20 protein-coding genes are annotated in these 22,487 nt (G+C 61.3%); 10 read left to right on the top strand and 10 right to left on the bottom strand.

Features of this window, described 5'->3' with window-relative positions:
* Positions 1-16: 16 nt before the first annotated feature.
* The gene (locus tag KBW81_RS10175; protein WP_254247080.1) at positions 17-1,951 is read left to right on the top strand and encodes a caspase family protein; all 1,935 of its coding nucleotides are present in this window, start codon (positions 17-19) and stop codon (positions 1,949-1,951) included.
* A gap of 103 nt (positions 1,952-2,054) precedes the next feature.
* On the opposite strand, the gene KBW81_RS10170 is transcribed toward KBW81_RS10175, so the two are convergent.
* The 8 genes from KBW81_RS10170 to KBW81_RS10135 form a co-directional block, all read right to left on the bottom strand.
* On the bottom strand, positions 2,055-4,388 hold the full coding sequence (locus KBW81_RS10170; RefSeq protein ID WP_254247079.1) for a xanthine dehydrogenase family protein molybdopterin-binding subunit: 2,334 nt from the start codon (positions 4,386-4,388) through the stop codon (positions 2,055-2,057).
* Positions 4,385-4,855 carry a (2Fe-2S)-binding protein gene (locus KBW81_RS10165; RefSeq protein ID WP_090189902.1) on the bottom strand — a complete coding sequence of 157 codons (471 nt, stop codon included), beginning with the start codon at positions 4,853-4,855 and terminating at the stop codon, positions 4,385-4,387. The genes KBW81_RS10170 and KBW81_RS10165 overlap by 4 nt, the downstream gene beginning before the upstream one ends.
* Positions 4,856-5,309: 454 nt before the next feature.
* Positions 5,310-6,302: an ABC transporter ATP-binding protein gene (locus KBW81_RS10160; protein WP_302059182.1), complete on the bottom strand. Its 993-nt coding sequence runs from the start codon at positions 6,300-6,302 to the stop codon at positions 5,310-5,312.
* Positions 6,299-7,276 carry an ABC transporter ATP-binding protein gene (locus tag KBW81_RS10155; protein WP_254247078.1) on the bottom strand — a complete coding sequence of 326 codons (978 nt, stop codon included), beginning with the start codon at positions 7,274-7,276 and terminating at the stop codon, positions 6,299-6,301. Before KBW81_RS10155 ends, KBW81_RS10160 begins: the two co-directional genes overlap by 4 nt.
* 4 nt (positions 7,277-7,280) lie before the next feature.
* Positions 7,281-8,186: an ABC transporter permease subunit gene (locus KBW81_RS10150; RefSeq protein WP_090189897.1), complete on the bottom strand. Its 906-nt coding sequence runs from the start codon at positions 8,184-8,186 to the stop codon at positions 7,281-7,283.
* Position 8,187: 1 nt separating this feature from the next.
* Positions 8,188-9,195, bottom strand: coding sequence for an ABC transporter permease subunit (locus KBW81_RS10145; RefSeq protein WP_090189894.1), 1,008 nt, complete (start codon positions 9,193-9,195; stop codon positions 8,188-8,190).
* Positions 9,189-10,298, bottom strand: coding sequence for a M24 family metallopeptidase (locus KBW81_RS10140; RefSeq protein ID WP_254247077.1), 1,110 nt, complete (start codon positions 10,296-10,298; stop codon positions 9,189-9,191). Before KBW81_RS10140 ends, KBW81_RS10145 begins: the two co-directional genes overlap by 7 nt.
* Positions 10,299-10,371: 73 nt before the next feature.
* Complete coding sequence (locus tag KBW81_RS10135) at positions 10,372-11,961, bottom strand: ABC transporter substrate-binding protein (RefSeq protein ID WP_090189892.1); 1,590 nt, start codon at positions 11,959-11,961, stop codon at positions 10,372-10,374.
* A gap of 481 nt (positions 11,962-12,442) precedes the next feature.
* On the opposite strand from KBW81_RS10135, the gene KBW81_RS10130 reads away from it, so the two are divergent.
* The 8 genes from KBW81_RS10130 (at position 12,443) to KBW81_RS10095 (ending at position 20,966) form a co-directional block, all read left to right on the top strand.
* On the top strand, positions 12,443-13,558 hold the full coding sequence (locus tag KBW81_RS10130; RefSeq protein WP_254247076.1) for an MHYT domain-containing protein: 1,116 nt from the start codon (positions 12,443-12,445) through the stop codon (positions 13,556-13,558).
* 133 nt (positions 13,559-13,691) lie between these two features.
* Positions 13,692-14,546 carry an FAD binding domain-containing protein gene (locus KBW81_RS10125; protein ID WP_254249040.1) on the top strand — a complete coding sequence of 285 codons (855 nt, stop codon included), beginning with the start codon at positions 13,692-13,694 and terminating at the stop codon, positions 14,544-14,546.
* Between the two features lie 14 nt (positions 14,547-14,560).
* Positions 14,561-15,055, top strand: a complete 495-nt coding sequence (locus tag KBW81_RS10120; protein WP_090189888.1) for a (2Fe-2S)-binding protein — start codon at positions 14,561-14,563, stop codon at positions 15,053-15,055.
* Positions 15,052-17,478, top strand: coding sequence for an aerobic carbon-monoxide dehydrogenase large subunit (locus KBW81_RS10115; RefSeq protein ID WP_090189886.1), 2,427 nt, complete (start codon positions 15,052-15,054; stop codon positions 17,476-17,478). The genes KBW81_RS10120 and KBW81_RS10115 overlap by 4 nt, the downstream gene beginning before the upstream one ends.
* Positions 17,479-17,532: 54 nt before the next feature.
* Positions 17,533-18,408: an AAA family ATPase gene (locus KBW81_RS10110; RefSeq protein ID WP_254247075.1), complete on the top strand. Its 876-nt coding sequence runs from the start codon at positions 17,533-17,535 to the stop codon at positions 18,406-18,408.
* A complete protein-coding gene (locus tag KBW81_RS10105; protein ID WP_254247074.1) occupies positions 18,405-19,592 on the top strand; it encodes a vWA domain-containing protein in 1,188 nt (395 codons plus the stop codon). The genes KBW81_RS10110 and KBW81_RS10105 overlap by 4 nt, the downstream gene beginning before the upstream one ends.
* A complete protein-coding gene (locus KBW81_RS10100) occupies positions 19,589-20,374 on the top strand; it encodes an XdhC family protein (RefSeq protein WP_254247073.1) in 786 nt (261 codons plus the stop codon). The genes KBW81_RS10105 and KBW81_RS10100 overlap by 4 nt, the downstream gene beginning before the upstream one ends.
* A 139-nt stretch (positions 20,375-20,513) precedes the next feature.
* Positions 20,514-20,966, top strand: coding sequence for a CoxG family protein (locus tag KBW81_RS10095; protein WP_254247072.1), 453 nt, complete (start codon positions 20,514-20,516; stop codon positions 20,964-20,966).
* Between the two features lie 29 nt (positions 20,967-20,995).
* Here KBW81_RS10095 and KBW81_RS10090 read toward each other — a convergent pair whose 3' ends face one another.
* Complete coding sequence (locus KBW81_RS10090) at positions 20,996-21,427, bottom strand: VOC family protein (RefSeq protein ID WP_254247071.1); 432 nt, start codon at positions 21,425-21,427, stop codon at positions 20,996-20,998.
* A gap of 67 nt (positions 21,428-21,494) precedes the next feature.
* Between KBW81_RS10090 and KBW81_RS10085 the strand changes: the two genes are divergently transcribed.
* Positions 21,495-21,977, top strand: a complete 483-nt coding sequence (locus tag KBW81_RS10085) for a nucleoside deaminase (RefSeq protein WP_254247070.1) — start codon at positions 21,495-21,497, stop codon at positions 21,975-21,977.
* 77 nt (positions 21,978-22,054) lie between these two features.
* Here KBW81_RS10085 and KBW81_RS10080 read toward each other — a convergent pair whose 3' ends face one another.
* Entirely contained in the window at positions 22,055-22,444 is a 390-nt protein-coding gene (locus KBW81_RS10080) for a response regulator (protein WP_254247069.1), read from the bottom strand.
* Positions 22,445-22,487 lie beyond the last annotated feature (43 nt).

The raw sequence follows: 22,487 nt of genomic DNA, 5'->3' as shown, positions 1-22,487 counted from the left end.
ATCAAAAGGTAGAAATATGCGAATGTTGCGATTGGGCCTTGTTTGCCTGCTGAGCCTTTGGATGGCGCGCGCCACCGCAGAGGAGCGGGTGGCGCTGATCGTCGGCAACTCTGCCTATGAAAATGTTGGCGGGCTGGAAAATCCCGTAAACGACGCATCCGACATTGCGATCGCGTTAAAAGGTCTGGGATTTGACGTCCTGCTGGGCACCGATCTGCGCCACGATGAAATGACGCAAATCGCGCAGCAGTTTGGCGACATGGCCGCAACATCCGACGTCGCCTTGTTCTATTACGCCGGGCACGGGTTTCAGGTGGAAGGCACCAATTATCTGATTCCCATTGATGCCGCCATCACCCGCCCCGAGGATGTCGCCACGCAAACCATAGCGATGCAGGCGATCTTGAGCGCTATGGACCGGGCACCGGGGCTCAAGCTGATTGTCTTGGATGCCTGCCGCGACAACCCCTTTGGGGCCGCATTGAAATCTGATCCCCGGCTGGGTAGCGGCCTTGCGCGGGTCGGCACGGCTGCTGATTTCATGTTCGCCTATGCCACGCAGCCCGATAACGTGGCCTACGACGGCACCGGGCGAAACAGCTTTTTCACCGAAGCGATGTTGAACCATATCTACACACCCGGTCAGGATATCTCTGATCTGCTGATCAACGTGCGCCGTGATGTGCTGGCGGCGACGGGGGGCAAGCAGATCCCGTGGGACAATTCATCGTTGACCCGGCAATTCCGGTTCGACACTTCGCCGCCGACCGCATCAGAGGAAACGCTGCTGTGGCAGGTCGCCGCCAGCGCCAAGGACCCGCAATTGATGGACCTTTACGTTCAGCGCTATCCGCAGGGCAAACATACCGGCGACGTGCTGGCCTTTTTGGAAACCCAAAATGGGTCGCTGACACGCAATCTGGCACCGGGGCCTGTGGACGCTGATGCACAGGCGGAACGGCTGTGGACGCTGGCGCGGCGTACGCGGATGCGGCCCTTGCTAGAATTCTACCTGCAACAATATCCCGCAGGCACCCACGCCGCTGAGGCGGGGCAACTGCTAGATGCCATCCCGCGGGCCGATGATGCGTCCCCGGGCAACCTGTGCGAACGCTTGGCCACAAATCCCCGCGATGCGACGGCGACAACCGCTGGCGTCAGCTTTGACGCCCTGCAGCGCAACGCGATCACCGCCATTCAAGCCTGTAGCGCTGCGGCGACGCAGGCCCCTGAACTGCCGCATTACGTTGCCCTTTTGGCGCGGGCAACGGCGGCCAGCGGCGATATGGACCGCGCGGTTGCACTGTATCAGCGGGCCGCCGATGCGGGCGATCTGCGGGCGATGGTCAGTCTGGCCCAGCTTTACGACAGCGGCACCGGGGTGGCGCAGGACACAGCCAAGGCGCTGGAATGGAATGAACGTGCCGCCGCTGGTGACAGCCCCGACGCGCTGATCAATCTGGCGGTTTCGTTGTTTGAGGGGGCAGGGATTGCGCAGGACACGGGCCGCGCCGTCAGCCTGCTGCGCCGCGCATCGGGGGCCGGTTCGGCGAAAGCGACGTTCAACCTAGGTGTTCTGGCACAAGACGGCGCGATCGATACGCCAGACGCGGCGCTGGGCTATTTCCAGCGGGCTGCAAAGGACGGCGAAACCGGCGCTTACCGCGCGGCCGCCATTCTGCTGGACGAAGGTCGCGGCATTGCCAAAGACCCTGCCGAAGCCGCCAATATGCTGCTGCAAGGTGCCGCCGAGGATCGCGGTGAAATCCTTGCGATGTTGCGCGACAGTGCGGGTGAATGGAGCGCGGAGACGTTGAAAGAGATGCAAAGCCGCCTGAAGGCCGCGGGATTTTACAACAGCACCATCGATGGCGTGCCGGGCCCGAACCTGATGGACGCGTTAGAGCAATGGCGCGGCGGCGGCTTTAACGCAGCCGTTTTGGTGCACTAGCCAAGGGCGGCGCAATTTTCATTGCGCACCGCGGTCTCATTGAGAACCCGGACGCTCAGCCGATAAATTTAGGGCACCCGTTTTCACGGACGCCCTCTTTTCTTTACGCCTTCAGTGCAGCCAGCACATCATCGGGCCGGATCGGCAGGTGGCGCAGACGCGCGCCGACGGCGTTATAAATCGCGTTGGCTATCGCGGGTGCGATCACGGTAGTGCCGGGCTCGCCCAGACCAACCGGAACTTCGGTGCTTTCGACGAAAGCGATTTCCAGCTCTGGCGTGTCGATCAGGCGCAGCGGGGTATAGCCGCCAAGGTTGCGGTCGACGACGTTGCCGTCCTCGATCATGGTGCCTTCGTGCAGCGCCATCGACAGACCCCAAAGCGCCGCGCCTTGGCACTGGGCCAATGCGCCGTCGGGATCGACGACCGTGCCGCAGTCAAAGGCCAGCCACATCTTTTCGACCGTCACATAACCGCGTTCGCGGTCCACGTGCAGCTTGACTGCACCGGCGGTCCAGGTCGGCATACCGCGCGACTGGCCAAAGGTTGTGGCGATACCAATCGCCGTATCTGCGGGCAGATCAGCCGTGCCATAGCCCGACATTTCAGCGACGCGGCGCAGCACTTCGGCCTGACGCAATGCGCCGCCAACAGCGTTCGGGGCGGACCCGGCGTTGCTGCCTTCGGCTGTCAGGTGCTGCAAGCGGAACGCGACCGGATCGGTGCCGACCTTATGGGCGGCTTCGTCCATAAAGCTTTCGACCGCAAAGTTGGTCCAGCCCGGTCCGACCGACCGCAACCAGCCGGGACGGAAGGTCGCGTTGGCCAGATCGTTTTCAAGCGCCCGCACCTTGTGCGCGCCGACGTTGTACCAATGGTCCGCGCCGTCGATGGCGAAGGGGTCATAAGGCACATCGTTCACTCCCTTGGGCATAAAGCCCGGTGCCAGAACGCCCGTGGGCCAGCCAGCGGCGGCGTGGTGTTCCATGCCGGTGACAGCGTTGCCTTCGCCAAAGGCCATCCGCAGTTTTTGGATGCTGGGGGACCGGACGCTGTCGAACTGGGCGTCGTCTTCGCGGAAGAACACCAGTTTGACCGGCTTGCCGCCAAGCGCCTTGGACGCCAGCGCCGCAGGTACGGTGTAGTCGCCGTTCAAACGACGGCCAAAACCACCGCCCAGCATGTAGCTGCGCATCACGATCTTATCGGCCGGGGCTTCCAGCGCTTCGGACAGGACGGGCAGGATCAGCGATTGCCACTGGTTGCCCGTGTGGATTTCCCACATGCCTTCGTCGTTCTGGAACACGGTCGCGTTCACCGGCTCCAACTGAAAGTGCAGGACGGTCTGGGTGGAATACTCCGCCTCTAGCACGTCAGCGGCACCTTCGAATGCAGCAGTTGTGTCGGGGTTGTCCGTGGGCAGAATGCTGCCCGCGGTGTCATCCGCGATCAGTGCGCGGGACCGGTCGTTGATCTGCGCTTCGTTCACGTTGGCGGTGTCGCCTGCGGCCCATTCGACGGCAATCGCCTCTGACGCCCATTTCGCGGCCATCAGGCTTTCGCCCAGCACCACAACCCAGCCCGGCACGGTGCCAGAGGGGTCTTCTAGCGTCAGCGTCTGCAAGTAGCCTTTGACGTCCTTCGCGCCGCTGTCATCGACAGAGGTGACGGACGAGCCTAGGCGCGTCGGCGGCAGCAGCGGCACGCCGTAGACCATGCCGTCAACCTTGGCATCAAGGCCGTAGATCGCCTTGCCGTTGGTCTTGTTCTCGATGTCCAGCGCGGTGACGTCCTTGCCGACAAGACGCAGTTCTTCGTGCGGCTTCAGGGTCAGCGCCTGCAGCTCTTCTTCGGTAAAGGAACGGTCAAGGCCAGCGGCGACCAGATCGCCGTAGGTGATCGAATTTGTGCCATCGGTCACAACGCCATCACGCGCGGTGCAGGTCGCCGGATCGACGCCCCACTGGGCGGCTGCGGCCTCGATCAAGGCAGTACGGCCAGCGGCGCCTGCTTGGCGGTAAACCGGCCAGCTTTGCCAGATCGACCAGCTACCGCCGGTGACCATCAGGCCCCACTTCTCGTCGGTGTCGACGTGGGTGATGTGGACCTTGTCCCACGACACTTCCAGCTCGTCCGCAAGGATGCGGGCGATGGCGGTGCCGACGTGCTGGCCCATTTCGGCGCGGATAATGTTGACGTTCACTTGGCCGTCAGTGTCGATCCAGTACCACATCGTCGGCTCGAATGTGTCGCCCACGGGCTGCACGGGCAGGCCGTCAGCGGCGACAGGGTTCATCGCGGCGTGGGATGCGCGCGGAAAGCCAAAGGCGACGCCGGTTGCTGTCATCGACACCAGAAAGCCGCGGCGCGTCATGGCAGATGCGGCTGCGGGGGCGGATGTGCCTGTCGTCAGGCGGGACATAAGTTTGTTGCTCATTGGTTTTGCGCTCCGGACATTGCGGTGGCCGCTTCGCGCACGGCTTGGCGGATGCGGGGATAGGTCATGCAGCGGCACAGGTTGCCGGTCATCACGTCGTCAATATCCTGATCCGTTGGGTTCGGGGTGTCCTGCAGCAAGCTGGCGGCCTGCATGATCTGGCCGGACTGGCAGTATCCGCACTGCGGCACGCGCAGATTGCGCCACGCCTCTTGCACGGGGTGGTTTGCATCCGCGTCCAGACCTTCGATCGTGGTGACCTTCAGGCCCGCGATATCGCCGACGGCGGTGATGCACGACCGGGTGGCTTGGCCGTCGATGTGCACGGTGCAGGCACCACACATGCCGATGCCGCAACCGAACTTGGTGCCGGTCAGGCCGATTTCGTCGCGGATCGCCCAAAGCAAAGGCGTCTGCGGGTCAGCATCGACGCTGACCTTCCGTCCATTGATTTCGAATTCTATCATGTCGTGTTCCTTAGATATCTTTGCAAAGTCAGGTTTGGACGGGTCCGGTGCAACCGACCGGGCAGAGCGCTGCACCGCGCCAGAGAGCTTACTGCGTGACATCGGTATCCCTTCGTCCAGACCACCGCCGCGATGGCTGAGGTGGCGGCGTATAAGGGATAACGCCTGCGGGGGGAAAGGGGGGGCACCGCGTAGCAATTACGCAAGATGCGGGTCAGGCAGCGGCGAATTTCGCTGCGGTTTCGCTGGGCAAAATTAGATTAAGATCGACCTATAAGTATTTAATAATACTTGATAAAAGTGCATTGATGACGTATTGCAAAAAATGCCACTGGGCGCTGTTTTTAACTTCAAGGGTGCAAATTCGCACATATGGTCGTGCGGCGCTGATTGGCGGTTGCGGTGCCAAATCGGCAGCTTGTGTCGCCCGGCGCATGCACCGGGCGACACGGCATTAGCCGGCGTTTTCGGGGAAAAAGCAGGCGGCTGAATGCGGGGCGGCGCCCAGTTCTGGCGTCTTGGCGCGGCAGGTGTCCTGCGCCTTCCAGCAGCGCGGGGCAAAGGCACAGCCGTTCGGCACGGCCAGCGGCGACGGCAACTCGCCCTTCAGCTTGATCCGCCGCTTTTCCGCGCCGGGGTTCGCCTGCGGCGTCGCCGACAGCAAGGCGACAGTGTAGGGATGCTGGGGCGCTGCAAACAGTGCGGCCTTCGATCCACGCTCTACCGCGCGGCCCAGATACATCACGATCACCTCGTCCGCGACGTGGCGCACGACGCCCAGATCGTGGCTGATGAACAGATAAGCCAGTTGCAGCCGGTCTTGCAGTTCCGTCAGCAGGTTCAGGATTGCGCTTTGGATCGACAGATCCAGCGCCGAGACAGGCTCGTCCAACACCAGCACCTTGGGGTCCAGCATCAACGCCCGCGCAATCGCGATCCGCTGCCGCTGCCCGCCAGAGAACATATGCGGATAGCGGTCGAAATGCTCTGGCCGCAGACCGACCAGTTGCAGCATCTCGCGGGCTTTTGCCTCGCGCTCTGCCTTGGTCAGTTTGGTGTTGATGACCAGCGGTTCCATCAGGATGGTGCCGATGCGTTGGCGCGGGTTCAGCGATCCGTAGGGGTCCTGAAACACGATCTGCACCGACTGGCGCAGGTCGGCCCAATCGTCTGGCAACACCTGCTTGCCGTCCAGCGTCAGGGTGCCTTCTGTCGGCTCTTCGATCATGGCGACCATGCGGGCGAGTGTGGATTTACCGCAGCCGCTTTCGCCAACGACCGCCAGCGTTTTGCCGGGGGTCAGTTGGAAATCAAGGCCAGCTACAGCCTTGAGCAGGCGGGGCTTGCGCATAAAGCCGCCGCTGACCTCGTAGTGGCGCTGCAGGGCTGTCGCCTGCATGACGGGGGCTGTCGCAGAGGGCGCTGTCATCACGGGGGCGTCGGTCATGATGCGATCCTGTCGGCTGTGTTCAAAGGATAAAAGCAACGGGCATGGCCCAAGTCCGCGCCAAGGGGCGGGGGCGGTGTGGTCTTGCAATTTGCATCCGAGAATTTGCAGCGCGGCGAGAACAGGCAGCCTGCAGGGCGGTCGAACTGGCCGGGCACCACGCCGGGGATGGTCGGCAGCAGACGCGCCGTGGCGCGTTCGGGCTGGGCATCCAGCAAGGCGGCGGTGTAGGGGTGGTGCGGCGTGTTGAACAGATCGGCGACGGGCTGCTCTTCGACCTTTTGGCCGGCGTATTGCACGCTGACCCGTTCAGCCGTTTCGGCCACGACACCCATGTCGTGGGTGATCAGCACAAGGCCCATGCCGGTTTCATCCCGCAGGGACGCCAGCAGATCAAGGATCTGCGCCTGAATGGTCACATCCAGCGCCGTCGTCGGCTCGTCTGCGATCAGCAGCTTGGGTTTGCAGGCGATGGCCATGGCGATCATCACGCGCTGGTTCATGCCGCCGGACAGCTGGTGCGGAAAGGCGGACAGGCGCTTTTCCGGATCGGGAATGCCGACCTGTTCGAACAATTCGACCGCGCGGGCATGGCGTGCTTTGCGGTCCATTTTCAGGTGAAAGCGCAGCGCCTCTTTGATCTGCCAACCGACGGTAAAGCAGGGGTTCAGGGACGACATCGGCTCTTGAAAGATCATCGCAAGGTCTTTGCCGATGATCCGGCGGCGGGCGCGGGGGTCCATGTTCAGCAGGTCTTGGCCGTCAAAGGACACTTCGTCTGCGGTGATCTTGGCGGTCCAAGGCAGCAGGCCCATGACGGCCAGCATCGACACGGATTTGCCAGAGCCGCTTTCGCCAACAATGGCGAGGATTTCGCCATTGCCGATATCTTGGTCCACGGAATCCACCGCCCGAAACGCGCCAGAGGCGGTTGCGAATTCGGCGGTTAGGTTTCGAATGCGTAGCAATGTCATTGGCTTAGCTCCGCTTCAATTTTGGATCAAGGGCGTCGCGCAGACCGTCGCCCATCAGGTTGATCGCCAGCACCGTGACCAGGATCGCAAGACCCGGAAAGGTCACAACCCACCACGCGCGCAGGATGAATTCACGCGCTTCGGCCAACATGGTGCCCCATTCTGGCGTGGGCGGCTGCGCCCCCATGCCCAGAAAGCCAAGGGCGGCCGCGTCAAGGATCGCAGTGGAAAACGACAGCGCCGCCTGCACGATGATCGGCGCAAGGCAGTTGGGCAGCACGGTGACGAACATCAGCCGCATCAGCCCGGCACCCGCCACGCGGGCAGAGGTGACGTAGTCTTTTTGCCGCTCTGACAACACGCTGGCGCGGGTCAGGCGGACGTAGTGCGGCTGCAGCACGATGGCGATGGCGATCATGGCGTTGACCAGCGATGGCCCCAGAATGGCGACCAGCACCAAGGCCAGCAGCAAGGACGGAAAGGCCAGAATGATATCCATAATCCGCATGATGATCGCGTCCAGCCACCGCGGCGCAAAGCCCGCGATCAGACCAATCAGGATACCGCCAGAGGCCGCGACCGTGACAACGACGATGCCCACAAAGAAGGAAAACCGCGCGCCCACGATTAGCCGCGACAGCATGTCCCGGCCCAGCGGGTCCGTGCCAAGGATGTATTTATAGCTGCCACCTTCGAGCCAGAACGGCGGTACCAGCGTATCGGCGCGGTATTGCTGCGTGGCGCTATGCGGCGCGATCCACGGGCCAAAGACCGCCAGAATGGCAAAGATGACAAAGATCACCAGACCAATGACGGCCCCGCGATTTTCACGAAAATAGAACCAGAATTCCCGCAGGCGGCCCGGACGGGCGTGGACCATTTCGGCTTCGGCAGAGAGTGCATCATCCATGTCAGCGCTTCCGGATTTTGGGGTTGATGACGCCATACAGCATGTCGACGGTCAGGTTCACGATCATCACCATGACGGCGATCAGCAGCAGGCCGCCTTGCACGACAGGATAATCGCGGCGGAAAATGCTATCGACCATCCACTTGCCGATGCCCGGCCAGCTAAAGATCGTCTCGGTCAGGATCGCGCCCGCCAGCAGGGTGCCGACGGACAGGCCGATCACGGTGATCACGGGGATCATGGCGTTGCGCAGGGCGTGCACGCCGTTGATACGGCCCGGGGACATGCCCTTGGCGCGGGCGGTGCGGATGTAATCCTCGCCCAGCACTTCGAGCATGGCGGACCGTGTCTGCCGCGCGATGACCGCCAGCGGGATGGTGCCCAGCACGATAGTCGGCAGCAGCAAATGCCGCACAGCAGAGGTGAAGGCACCGCTTTGCCCCGATGCGACAGAGTCGATCAGCATAAAGCCGGTGGCGTTGGGAAAGTAATACAGCAGGTCGATCCGGCCCGACACAGGCGTCCAGCCAAGGTTGCCGGAAAACACGATGATCAGCAGCAAGGCCCACCAGAAGATCGGCATCGAATAGCCCACCAGCGCGGTGGACATCAGCGCGCGGTCTAGGAACTTGCCCCGGTTCACCGCAGCAATGATGCCCGCTGGCAGGCCAAGGGCGATGGCAAAGATCATCGCGCAGATCGACAGCTCTAGCGTGGCGGGGAAGAGGGTGAAAAACTCGTCCCAGACCGGGCGTTTCGTGACAAAGGACGTGCCAAGATCACCTTGCAGCACGCCAGTCAGGTAGTCCCAAAACTGCATATAGATCGGCTGGTCAAAGCCGTATTGCGTGGCAAGCTCGGCGTAGCGTTCATCGCTTAGGCCGCGTTCGCCGGCCATAACAACGATGGGGTCGCCGGGCAGGGCGCGGATAAAGCTGAACGAAATCAGCGTGACGCCGATAAAGGTCGGGATGAAGGTCAGCAGCCGACTGAGCGTGTATTTCAGCATTTCAGCACCGTCAGTTCCTTTGTGAAATGGGTCAGGGTTTTGTATCCGTCTTCGGTCACCAGCACGTCATCTTCGATGCGCACGCCGAAATTTCCGATCTGATACAGACCCGGCTCGTTGGTATAAACGGTGCCCGCTGGCAGAACCATGGGATTACCGCGCATGATATAGGGGGCCTCGTGGACTTCTCGGCCCAGACCGTGGCCCGTCTTGGTGCGGATGCGGTCGGCGTAGGGCGTCGCCTCAAGCACCGAAATCACCGCGTCATCGATGTCATGCGCCGAAACGCCCGCGCGGGTGACGGCAAGCCCGGCCAGATTGGCCTGCAGCACGGCGTCATAAACCGCACGGCCCTCGTCGGTGACGTGATCTAGAAACACGGTGCGGGTGATGTCGGCGCAAAAGCCATGCTTGCGCGCGCCAAAGTCGATCAGCAGGGCATCGCCCGCCTTTACATGGTAATCGCTGCGCGCCTTGGCGTGGGGGCGGGCCGATCCGTCGCCAGCGGCCACAATCGGGGCAAAGGACAGATCGTCGGCCCCTTCGGCAAAGAGCATTTGCACCAGCGTCTGCTCTATCTGCTTTTCGGTCTGGCCAAGGCGCACAGAGTCCAGCGAGCGGGCCAGCGCACGTTCAGAGATATCAATCGCCTCTTGCAGGGCGGCAAGGTCGGCGGGGGTCTTGATCATGCGCAGGGCGGAAATCTCGCGCTCTGCGTCGGTGATCGTCAAATCAGGTTGGGCGCGCAGCAGGGCGTGATGCACAAAGACGCGCATGACCTGACCCTCTACAGCGAGCGAGCGGATGTTCAGATGCTGCGTCAGCGCAGCAAAGGCGGCGTCATAGCCGTCCTGATCGCGCCAATCGAACACGGCCCCGTCAAAGCCGACCAGATCCCAGCTGCCCAGTTCCAAGTTCGGCACCAGCGCTGCGGCAGGGCCATTGGCGGGGATGACCAGCAGGAAAGGACGCTCATGGCTCATAAAGGCATGGTCCACCGCGCGGGTGAAATTCGGTCCCGGCACCAGCGCTATAGCATCGACCCCCAATTGGGCGGCGACGGCGGCATAGGCGGCGAGGCGGTCAGCAAGGGTTGCGGCCATGGGCAGGCTCCACATCATAAAATAGGGAAGGGGCGGCATACCAGATGCCGCCCCCTTGGTTTACGCGAAACGCTTACTCGGACAGGCCGACAGCGTTAAAGATGTGACCACCCAGCGGGTGCACGACATAGCCGTCCACTTCGGGGCGCATGGTCATGTAGACGACGGAATGGGCGATGGTGGCCCAAGGTGCCTGGTCCTTAAAGATGGCCTGCGCCTCTTCATACAGCGCCGAACGCTCTTCTTGCGTTGGCAGGACTTTGGCCTTCTGGATCAGCGCGTCGAACTCTTCGTTGCACCAGTTGGCGCGGTTAGAGTTGCCAACGCCGTCGCAGCCCAGCAGCACAGCCAAGAAGTTGTCGGGATCACCGTTGTCACCAGTCCAACCCAGCAGCACGGCACCGTCACGGTCAGCAGCTTTGGACCGCTCTAGGTACTCGCCCCACTCGTAGGATACGATTTCCACGTTCACGCCGATCTTGGACATGTCGTCCTGCATCAGCTCTGCCATGCGGCGGGCGTTGGGGTTGTAGGGGCGCTGCACGGGCATCGCCCAGATCTTCATCGACAGATCGGACACGCCTTCGGCTTCCAGCATCGCCTTGGCGGCTTCTGGATCGTACTGGTCGTCCTCGATCGCATCGTTATAGGACCACATGGTTGGCGGGATCGGGTTCTTGGCGATTTCGCCCGAGCCTTGGAACACGACGTCGATGATCGACTGCTTGTCGATCGCCATGTTCAGCGCCTTGCGCACGTTGGCGTTGTCAAAGGGGGCGACGTTGGTGTTGTAGGCCAGATAGCCCACGTTCAGGCCTTCTTGTTCCATCACGACGACGTCGTCTGCGTCCTTCATGGACTGCACGTCAGCCGGGTTAGGATATGCCATGACGTGGCATTCGCCCGCCTGCACCTTTTGGTAACGCACCGATGCGTCCGGTGTGATCGCAAAGATCAGGCTTTCGACGCGGGCCTTGTCACCGAAATAGTCGTCGTTGCGCAAATAGCGGATGACGGCGTCTTTCTGGTAGGCTTGGAACGTGAACGGGCCAGTGCCGATGGGCGCTTGGTTCACCATCTCAGGCGTGCCGGCTTCCATCATCGCGTCAGAGTATTCCTTGGATACGATCGACGCGAAATCCATCGCCATGTTGGCGATAAAGGGCGCTTCTGGGCGGGTCAGGTTGAACTTGACGGTATAGTCGTCGACCTTTTCGATGCTGCCGACCAGATCGGGCATCGACATAGAGCTGTAGTATTCCCACGTGCCGCCGGAATAGCTGTTGTATGGGTTTTCAGGGTTGCCCTGACGGTCGAACGAAAAGATCACGTCGTCCGCGTTGAAATCGCGGGTCGGGGTGAACTGGTCGTTGGAATGAAACTTCACGCCCTGACGCAAGTTGAACGTCACGGTCATGCCGTCCTCGGACACATCCCAGCTTTCGGCCAGACCGGGCAGAACCTCTGTGGTGCCGACTTTGAATTCGGTCAGGTGGTCATAGATTGGGTGGCTGGACGCGTCGAAAGTCGTGCCAGACGTGTAAAGCGCCGGGTCAAAACCTTCGGGCGATCCTTCGGAACAATAGACCAGCGACTGGGCCTGCGCGGCCACGCCAAACGTGGTTAGCAGCAAGCCTGCGGCAACGGAAATTTTCAATGACATTAGTGTCTCCTCACTGTTGTTGATCGTTTTTTATGCAGCCAGCAAACCAAGGCCCGGGGCAGTCCGTTGCTATGGGCCGGCCTGCCGCAGCAGGGGCCAAACAACCGGAATTCCCAAGCGCCGTTGCCTTTGCGTCAATCAAAGATTTGCTTAGACAAACCCCGGTTTCAGCGCCGGTCCTGCAGCCGATGGTGGCTTGGTGCAGTGGCTTAGCTGAAATTGTGTGCGTTCACAGGCGCGAGAGCAAGCTGAAAAAACACGGCCGTCACGATCATTGCGATAAGGCAAGAAAGTTGCACATCAGGTGTGTTTTGCGATCATTTCAGCGGCAACGCGGCAGCGTTTTGTATGATCCTATCGCACATGATTTGGCCCGGCCTAGGCTGACCCTAGGTTGTATCGGCCCGTAGCGACAAAGCGCAGCGCCTATCGCGGGCGCCAGCGCGTTGATTTGTCGCAAGATTGGTGCCATCAAGCGCGGATGGAATTTCTGGACGTTGGTCAAAATAGCTGGCTTGTCGCAGCCTCTGTGGTGATCGCCCTAGCGGCGGGTTTCACTGGGCTAACGCTATCAAAGGATCTTTCAAAACAAGGCGTTGCGCAGCGTAAGCGGTCTGTTGCTGCCTCTGCCATCGCGCTGGGCGGCGGCATCTGGTCGATGCATTTTGTCGCCATGCTGGGCATGCAGATGCCGATTTTGTTCTATTATGACGCGGCGGTGACGCTGGCCTCGGCCTTGCTGGCGATTCTGATCGTTGGCACGGCGCTGCTGCTATTGCATTTTCGCGACCGTACCCCGGTGACGGTGTCCGCTGCGGGTGCCTTGGTGGGCTGCGGTATTCTGGCGATGCATTACCTTGGCATGGCTGGGCTGCAACTGTGCAAGCCCGTTTATACACCGCTGGGGGTGGCGATGTCGGCGGTATCGGCCATCGGGCTGTGCATCGGCGCGTTCTGGGTGGCCTACGGCAAACGCACCAATCGCAGCATCTTGCTGGGGACCCTGTGCTTTGCCCTGGCGGTCTGTGCGGTGCATTTCATCGCGACAGCCAATACGCAGTTCGTCGCCGTACAGACGCTAGATGAATTCGGCCCGGTCATGAGCAATGAAACCTTGGCGCTGGGCGTGATCGTATCAAGCTTTGTGATCTTCGGCGGGTTCTTGTGGATGGGCGTGACGTTCTTTGTGCCGCCTGCATCTGTGTCAGCGCCCGTCACGGCACCTGCCGTAATGACACCTGTACCTGCGCCCATCGCCGCGCCGCGCCCTTTGCATATCCCCTGCGAACGGCACGGCGTCACCCACATGATTGACCCCGTCCAAGTCGCCTTTGTCCGGGCCGAGGGGCACTACACCAAAGTCTATACCAACGACGCCCAGCACTTTTGCGCGTGGCCGATCACAGAGGCCGTTAAGCGCCTGTCAGACGCGGGTTTTATCAAGACGCATCGCAGCTATTTGGTGAACCCTGCGCAGGTCAAAGGGTTCGAGCGGACAAAGGATCAAGGCCTGTGCCGCTTTGCCGATGGGCACTTGCCAGCAGTCCCCGTCAGCCGGTCACACCTGAAGGCTGTGCGCGACACGCTGGGCGTATAGCGCATCGCCATTCGTGCGCCAAACGGCGCCATTCGTGCAAAACACCCTGCGTTTCATTGAATTTCACAAGCATTGCCCCCGGCCAAAGGCCAGCCTGACTGCAGAAGACTTTGCGGATTTGGGAGGAGATGCAATGATACCAGCGGCGTTTGAATACTATAGGCCGACCAGCATGGAGGGCGTTTTGGCCCTGCTGCAAGAGCATGGCGACGAAGCTCGCGTGCTGGCGGGTGGCCACAGCCTGATCCCCATGATGAAGCTGCGGATGGCGGACGTGCCGCACCTGATCGACCTGCAAGGCATCGCTGGCCTGAGCGGGATCACCATTGACGGCGGCACCATCCGCATCGGCACAATGACCACGCAGCATGACATCATCGCCGACGCGGCCCTGACCGCCGCAGCCCCGATCATGGCAGAGGCTGCTTTGCAGATCGCAGACCCGCAGGTCCGTTATATGGGCACCGTCGGCGGCAATGTGGCGAACGGCGATCCGGGCAACGATATGCCGGGCCTGATGCAGTGCCTTGATGCGCAGTTTCACCTGATTGGCCCGGACGGCGAGCGTACTGTCGCGGCGCGCGACTTTTACGATTCCGCCTATATGACGGCCCGCGAAGACGACGAAGTGCTGACCGCGATCACCTTTGCCGTGCCCGTCGGCGGCCATGCTTATGAAAAGCAAAAGCGCAAAATCGGCGACTACGCCACCGCCGCTGCTGCGGTGCTGATCAGCAAAGAGGGCGGCAAAGTCGCCGCTGCGTCCATCGCGATGACGAACCTGAGCGACACACCCGTGTGGTCAGAGGCCGCTGGCGCAGCGCTGGTCGGCACCGACTGCGGCGCGGAGGCGATCAAGGCCGCCGTCGCGGCAATGCTGGCTGATATTGACCCCACCGAAGACAACCGCGGCCCCGTCGCATTCAAGCGCCACGTCGCTGGCATCGTCCTTGGCCGCGCCATCGCCCGCGCCTGGTCCCGGGCGTAAGGAGGAACACACCCATGTCAAACAAGATGCACGTCAAACTGAACGTGAACGGCACAGACCACGAGTTTCTGGCCGAACCACGCGAATTGCTGATCTACGCCCTGCGTGAAAAGCTGAACATCACCGGCCCGCACGTCGGCTGCGAAACGTCCCATTGCGGCGCCTGCACCGTCACGCTGAACGGCAAATCCGTGAAATCCTGCACCATGTTCGTGGCGCAAGCCAATGGCGCGGAAATCACCACCATCGAAGGTCTGGGCAGCCCGGACGCGCTGCATGTGCTGCAGGAAAACTTTAAGGAACATCACGGGCTTCAGTGCGGCTTTTGCACGCCGGGGATGATTACCCGCGCCGCCAAGTTGCTAGAGGAAAACCCGAACCCGACCGAAGAAGAGGTCCGCTTTGGCATCGCTGGCAACATCTGCCGCTGCACGGGCTACCAGAACATCGTGAAATCCATTCTGTCCGCAGCCTCGGAACTGAATTCAGCTAAGGAGGCGGCACAATGAAGGACGAAGTCACACGCGAGGACCGGGTCGCTGGCCTAAAAGGTCTGGGCTGTTCGCGCAAGCGCGTCGAGGATGCCCGCTTTACCCAAGGCAAGGGTAACTATGTCGACGACATCAAGCTGCCCGGCATGTTGCACGGCGATTTCGTACGCTCGCCCTATGCCCATGCGCGGATCAAATCGATCAACATCGACGCCGCGATGGCGCTGCCCGGTGTCACGGCGGTCCTGACCGCCAAGGATCTGGAACCGCTGGGTCTGCATTGGATGCCGACGCTTGCAGGTGACAAGCAGATGGTGCTGGCCGATGGCAAAGTGCTATTTCAAGGGCAAGAGGTCGCCTTTGTCGTCGCCGCTGACCGCTACATCGCGGCGGACGCGGTAGAGCTGGTCGAGGTCGAATACGAAGAGCTTGAAGTCATCGTCAACCCGTTCAAATCGCTGCAATCCGATGTGGTTCTGCGCGAGGATCTGATCGCTCCAGACGGCTCTATCCCCAATGGGGCCCATGGCCCGCGCAAGCATCCCAACCATATCTTCACATGGGAAGCCGGAGAGTTAGAGGCCACCAATCAGGTGATCGACAACGCCGAAGTCGTCGCCGAAGCCGAGATGTATTACCACCGCACCCACCCGTGCCCGCTGGAAACCTGCGGGTCGGTTGCATCGATGGACAAGGTCAACGGCAAGCTGACGCTGTGGGGCACATTCCAAGCGCCGCACGTTGTGCGCACCGTCGCCTCGCTTTTGTCGGGCATCGAAGAGCATAATATCCGCGTCGTTTCCCCCGACATCGGTGGCGGTTTTGGCAATAAGGTCGGCGTCTATCCGGGCTATGTCTGTTCCATCGTCGCATCCATCGTCACCGGCGTGCCGGTGAAGTGGGTCGAGGACCGGATGGAAAACCTGATGTCCACCGCTTTTGCCCGCGACTATTGGATGAAAGGCAAAATCAGCGCCACGAAAGAGGGCAAGATCACAGGCTTGCACTGCCACGTCACCGCAGACCACGGCGCATTTGACGCCTGCGCCGATCCCACCAAGTTCCCGGCCGGTTTCATGAACATCTGCACCGGGTCCTATGACATCCCCGTCGCCTATCTGGGCGTTGATGGCGTCTACACCAACAAGGCACCGGGCGGCGTGTCGTATCGCTGTTCCTTCCGCGTGACCGAGGCTGTGTATTTCATCGAACGGATGATCGAAGTCTTGGCGATCGAGCTGAACATGGACCCGGCAGAACTGCGGTCGATCAACTTCATCAAGAAAGAGCAGTTCCCCTATACTGCGGCGCTGGGCTGGGAATACGACTCCGGCGATTACCAAACCGCGTGGGACAAGGCGCTGCTGGCCGTCGATTACAAAGGTCTGCGCGCGGAGCAGGCAGAACGGGTCGCAGCGTTCAAACGCGGCGAGACGCGCAAGATCATGGGGATTGGCCTGTCGTTCTTTACCGAAATCGTCGGTGCAGGTCCGGTCAAGAACTGCGACATCCTTGGCATGGGCATGTTCGACAGCTGCGAAATCCGCATCCACCCAACAGGCTCTGCCACGGCGCGGCTTGGCACGATCTCTCAGGGGCAGGGGCATGCGACGACGTTTGCGCAAATCCTTGCGTCCGAAATCGGTCTGCCCGCCGATAGCATCACGATCGAGGAAGGCGACACCGACACCGCGCCTTATGGTCTGGGCACTTACGGCTCTCGCTCTACCCCAGTTGCAGGGGCGGCGGCGGCGATGGCTGGGCGCAAAATCCGCGCCAAGGCGCAGATGATCGCGGCCTATCTGCTGGAAGTTCACGACGACGACGTGGAATTCGACGTGGATCGCTTCGCCGTCAAAGGCGCGCCAGAGCGGTTCAAGACGATGAAGGAAATCGCCTATGCGTCCTATCATCAGGCCATTCCGGGGCTAGAGCCGGGTCTAGAGGCGGTCAGCTATTACGATCCGCCCAACATGACCTATCCTTTTGGCGCTTATGTCTGCGTCATGGATATCGACGTCGATACCGGTGTGCCGGAAATCCGCCGCTTTTACGCGCTGGACGACTGCGGCACACGGATCAACCCGATGGTGATCGAAGGCCAAATCCACGGCGGCCTGACCGAAGCCCTTGCCGTCGCACTGGGGCAAGAGATTGCCTATGACGACATCGGCAACGTCAAAACCGGTACGCTGATGGACTTCTTCCTGCCAACCGCGTGGGAAGTGCCCAACTACGAAACCGACTTTACCGTCACCCCCAGCCCGCATCACCCGATCGGCGCAAAGGGTGTGGGCGAAAGCCCGCATGTCGGCGGCGTGCCGTGCTTTTCCAACGCGGTGCAGGATGCGTTCCGCCCGTTCGGCAACCGTCACACCAACATGCCGCATGACCACTGGCGGATTTGGCAGACCGCCGCGAACCTTGGCATGCACGACTAAATGACCCATCGCGGGCTGCAGACCCTGCAGCCCGCACCTTGGGGAGGGGATCCAATGACCTTTAAGACGTTACAAACGGCCATGGCCGAACAGGGGTATATTGCCTCTGGCGATCTGGCGATGGCGCTGCATCTGTCGCTGCAGCTGGGGCGGCCGTTGTTGCTGGAAGGGGCCGCAGGCGTCGGCAAGACCGAAGTCGCCCGTGTGCTGGCCGCCGTGCAGGACACGCAGTTGATCCGGCTGCAATGCTACGAAGGCTTGGACGCGGCGCAGGCGATCTATGAGTGGAACTATCAGCGCCAACTACTTGCGATCCGTGCAGCATCCGAGGATGGAGAGACGGGGCGGCAAGTTGAGGCGCGTATCTTTTCCGATGAATTTCTGTTGGAACGGCCCTTGCTTAAGGCGATACGCCAGACCAAAGCGCCTGTACTGCTGATCGACGAAATCGACCGCGCGGATGAGGAATTCGAGGCTTATCTGCTGGAAATCCTGTCGGAGTTCCAAATCACCATCCCAGAAATGGGCACGATCACCGCCACGACCCGCCCCATGGTGATCCTGACCGCCAACGGCACCCGCGACCTGAGCGATGCGCTGCGCCGCCGCTGCCTCTACGCCCATGTCCCATACCCCGATCTGGAAACAGAGCTGTCCATTTTGGTCACGCGCTATCCTGATATCACCGACCGCCTGTGCGCCCAGATCGTCGGCTTCGTGCAATCCTTGCGCAAACAAGAGCTGGAAAAGAAGCCCGGCATTGCCGAAATGCTCGACTTCGCCGCCGCCCTGATGGGGCTTGGCGTCGCGGACCTGACCGATGATCCTGCAATCTTGCAGGCGTCACTGGCGACCTTGCTGAAAACGCAGATGGACCGGGACGCGATCCCAACCGAAATCGCCCAGCGTCTGGCCGGGAAAGCGGCATGACCCTTGTGACCAAATTCGCCGCCCGCGATCCGGGGCCAGCTGCGCGCATGACCGGCTTTGCTCGGCACTTGCGCGACCACGGCCTGCGCCTTGGCGTCGGAGAGACGGCATTAGCGATAGAGGCGCTGTGCCACGTCAATGCCGCCAACCCAAGTGAGGCGCGGCGTGCCCTGAAATCCGTCTTTACCGGATGCACCGAGGAAGCCGCCCAGTTCGACGGGCTGTTCGACAGCTACTGGATGAACGGCGGGCGGGTGAAAACCCGCGTCGTGCCAACCGCGCCAAACGCCCCGAACGAGCACGCCCATTCAACCCGCGAGGCGAACGCGGCGGGCGATCCCAGCGACGGCGCTGGCGATATCAGCGCGCCGGACGGCGGGACAGGAGAGGCGGACGCAAACGGCGAGGGCAAGCTGGTCGCCACCGACATCGCGAACCTATTCAAAAAAGACCTGCGCGACATCGTACGCCCTGACGACATTGCAGAGGCTGAAAAGATCGCCCTGCGCCTTGGCGCGGCGATGCGCGATCGCAAATCCCGCCGCCGGGTTGCGGCGCGCAAGGGCGATCAAATCCATTTTCGCAAAGCGATCCGGCAAAGCTTAGCGACGGGGGGCGAACCCTTTGCCTTGCCGCGCCGCCACCGCCCGGACCGGACACTGCGCGTCACCGCGATCTGCGATGTGTCCGGGTCCATGACGGTCTATTCGCGCATCTTTCTGGCTTTTCTGGCAGGTCTGATGCGCGCCGATCCCCGCGCGGATGCCTATCTGTTTCACACCAAGCTGGTCCGCATTACCGAAGCGCTACGCGACAAGGACGCCCTGCGCGCCCTTGCGCGGTTGTCGCTGCTGGCGGACGGCTTTGCGGGCGGGTCCAAAATTGGCGATAGCCTGAACACCTTTGCGGGCACCTATGGCCGCCGCTTTGTCGATAACCGCACCGTCGTGATGATCCTGTCCGACGGCTATGACACCGCCGCGCCCGACGGTATTTCGGACGCGCTTGCGCGGCTGAAAAAGCGCGGCTGCAAGATTATCTGGCTGAACCCGCTGAAAGGCTGGGACGGCTACGCCCCCACCGCGCGCGCCATGGCGCAGGCTTTACCGCATCTTGACCTGTTTTGTGCGGCCAACACGCTGGGCGATCTGGCCGCCCTTGAACCTGAATTGGCACGGCTATGACACCCAAACAGATCATGGAACACGGGCTGCAGGACGGCACAGACGTCTTTGCCATCGCCACCATCGTGCGCACGGCTGGCACCACCGCCGCCAAACCCGGTGCTAAGGCGCTGCTGCGCGGTGACGGCACCATTATCGACGGCTGGCTGGGCGGGGGCTGCGTCAAAGGCGCGATCAAGGCCGCGACCCTGCGCGCCTATGCCACCGGGCAGCCGCAGCTGATTTCCGTCGCCCCGGAAGAGGACCTTGCCCGCCAAGGCGTGCATGCCGGCGATGACAAGGACGGCGTCCGCTTTGCCCGTAACGGCTGCCCGTCAAAGGGCACTATCGACATCTTTATCGAACCGCATCTGCCAGAGCCTGAATTGTGGGTCATCGGCGCATCCCCGGTGGCGCTGAAACTGACCGCCCTCGCGCCACATTTCGGCTGGACCGTGACAGAGGCCGCAAGCGATGTGCCCCTGCCAGACCGCGCACCGGGCCGCGCCCGCTATGTCGTGATTGCCACGCAGGGGCAGGGGGATTTGGCCGCGCTGACCGCCGTTCTGACCAGCGGCGCGGACTACACCGCTTTCGTGGGCAGCGGCAAAAAGTACGCCACGCTGTCGGCGAAATTGGCCGCGCAGGACATCCCAGCGGGTCAAATCGCCGCTGTGCACGCACCTGCGGGCCTGAACATTGGTGCCGTCACGCCAGCAGAAATCGCCCTGTCGATCCTTGCGCAGATGACCGAAGTCAAACGCCAGATTTCAACGCAGGCCGCCCAAAGCGCCGCATCCTAATGACCCCGGCCAAAGGAACATGACCATGACACGACTGCGCCACGTCTTTGCTGCGCTGCGCCGCAAATGGGCCCTGACCCCAGAGCAGGCCGAGACGCTATCCACCGTAAAATTTCCCTGCTGTTAGAAAGAGATACCCATGGAACTGAAAGACGCCATCATCATCAATGCCCCGCTGGACCGGGTCTATGCCGCTTTGAATAATCCCGAAATCCTGCGCCAATGCATCCCCGGCTGCGAAGAGCTGATCCAGCATTCCGACACCGAGCTTGAGGCCAAGATCGTGCTCAAGATCGGTCCGGTCAAAGCCCGCTTTAGCGGCAATGTGCAGCTCGACAAAAGCGGCGCGCCGCATGCGTTTTCCCTGACGGGGCAAGGCAATGGCGGCGCTGCTGGTCATGCCAAGGGCGGCGCGGATGTCACGCTGGTGGCGGACGGCGACACCACGGTGCTGACCTATGACGCCAAGGCCGAAATCGGCGGCAAGTTGGCGCAGCTGGGCAGCCGCCTGATCCAAAGCACGGCCAAAAAACTGGCCGCGAAGTTCTTTCAAAGTTTCGCCGAAGTGCTGGAGGCCGAGCAGGTCGCGTGACAATAGCGGGCGGGGCCGTCCCCGCCCGTTTAGGCCGTGGTGCCTTCCATCGGCCATAGACCCGGAGAGGCCGCAATCTCCACCAGATTTCCATCGGGATCGCGGAAATACAGGCTTTTGCCGCCGCGCATCCAGCTTGTCCGGCTTAGGATGTCGACCCCGCGCGCGGTCAGATGCTCGTCCCATTCGGCAAAGGCCGCGTGCGTGGCTTCAAACGCAAAGTGGATCTGCCCCGCCGCGTCATGCGGCGGGATCTCGTTTCCGCCATCGGCCGTGGCACCCTGCGCCGTGCCGCCGCGCAAAAAGATCAGCAAAACGCTGCGTTCGTTCACGCCATAAGCGCAAAGGCGGTCTGTTTTCTTAAGCGGCCGCAGCCCCATGACGTCTTCGTAAAACGCACAGGCGCGGCCCAAGTCGTCGACATAAATCGCTGTTTCCAGAATTGATTTTAGCGCGGGCATATATTTTATCCTTTTGCGGTGGACTGTCCCCTTGGCGCACTAATTAGATCGCTAAAGGAGATTGCACATGTCCGATCTAGAAAATGACACCCGTTTATCTGAAACCGAGCGCGATGCCATTCAAGGTGTCATTGACCGGGCATTGGATGCGTCCAAAGCGGATGACCGCAATGGAATTGCCGCCGCAATTGTAAGTGGCGATCAGATTCTGGAAATCGGAGAGAACGAGGTCAATGCCCTGACCGATCCGACCAAGCATGCCGAAATGGTCGTGCTGGCCGCCGTCACGCAGCGGCTTGATCGCAAGCAATTGTCGGAATGCACCCTGATATCATCCCTGCAACCCTGCGAGATGTGCCTGTCAGCCATGCGCTTTGCCGGGATCACCCGCGTCATTTACTGCGCGCAGCAAGAAAACGTGGCGGAAAAGTATTTCGTATTTCCAAAGCTCAAGATTACCGATTTCGCAAATGCAGGCGCGGCGTTTACGCATATTGGCGGTGTGAAAGAGGCGGCGGTTATTCACCTTTACGCGGATGGTGATGAATAAAACGACAACGCCCGCGACACGCGCTTATTTGGCAAGGTTACGCAGGCGTTTGTGCTGCCTGCGGGGTGAAGGCGGCGTTAGCTAGACGCCTGCATTCTGGAACTGATCATCTGGTTCAGCTTGTCGATCAGCCGTTCTGGCTCTGTCGGTTTTAGGAACACTTCAGCGTTCGGGATCAGCGCCTTTAGCTCTGCCGGCAATCCGACCCCTGTGCAGAACACGATGGGCAAGCCCTTGGCGATCAAGGCTTGTGCCAGCGGTGTCACCGGCCCGTCGATCAGATCGACGTCTAGGATCGCGCCGGCGATGTCTGCGCCCTGGATCATCTGCAGCGCCTCGCTGACGCGGGCGCAGGGGCCCAGCACGCGGGCCTCTCGGTCCTCTAGGGCGAGGGCGATGTTCAGCGCGACAAGCATGTTGTCTTCGGCGACAAGCACAGTCGCGCCTTTGATATGACGATATGTCATTGCATGAATGTCCTGAATTTTTGAATCATGTCGGAACGCGTGC

Origin of the sequence: Loktanella salsilacus, assembly GCF_024206795.1 — a bacterium.
In the GTDB taxonomy this organism is placed as follows: Bacteria; Pseudomonadota; Alphaproteobacteria; order Rhodobacterales; family Rhodobacteraceae; genus Loktanella; species Loktanella salsilacus.
This window is presented reverse-complemented; position numbering and strand designations above follow the sequence as displayed.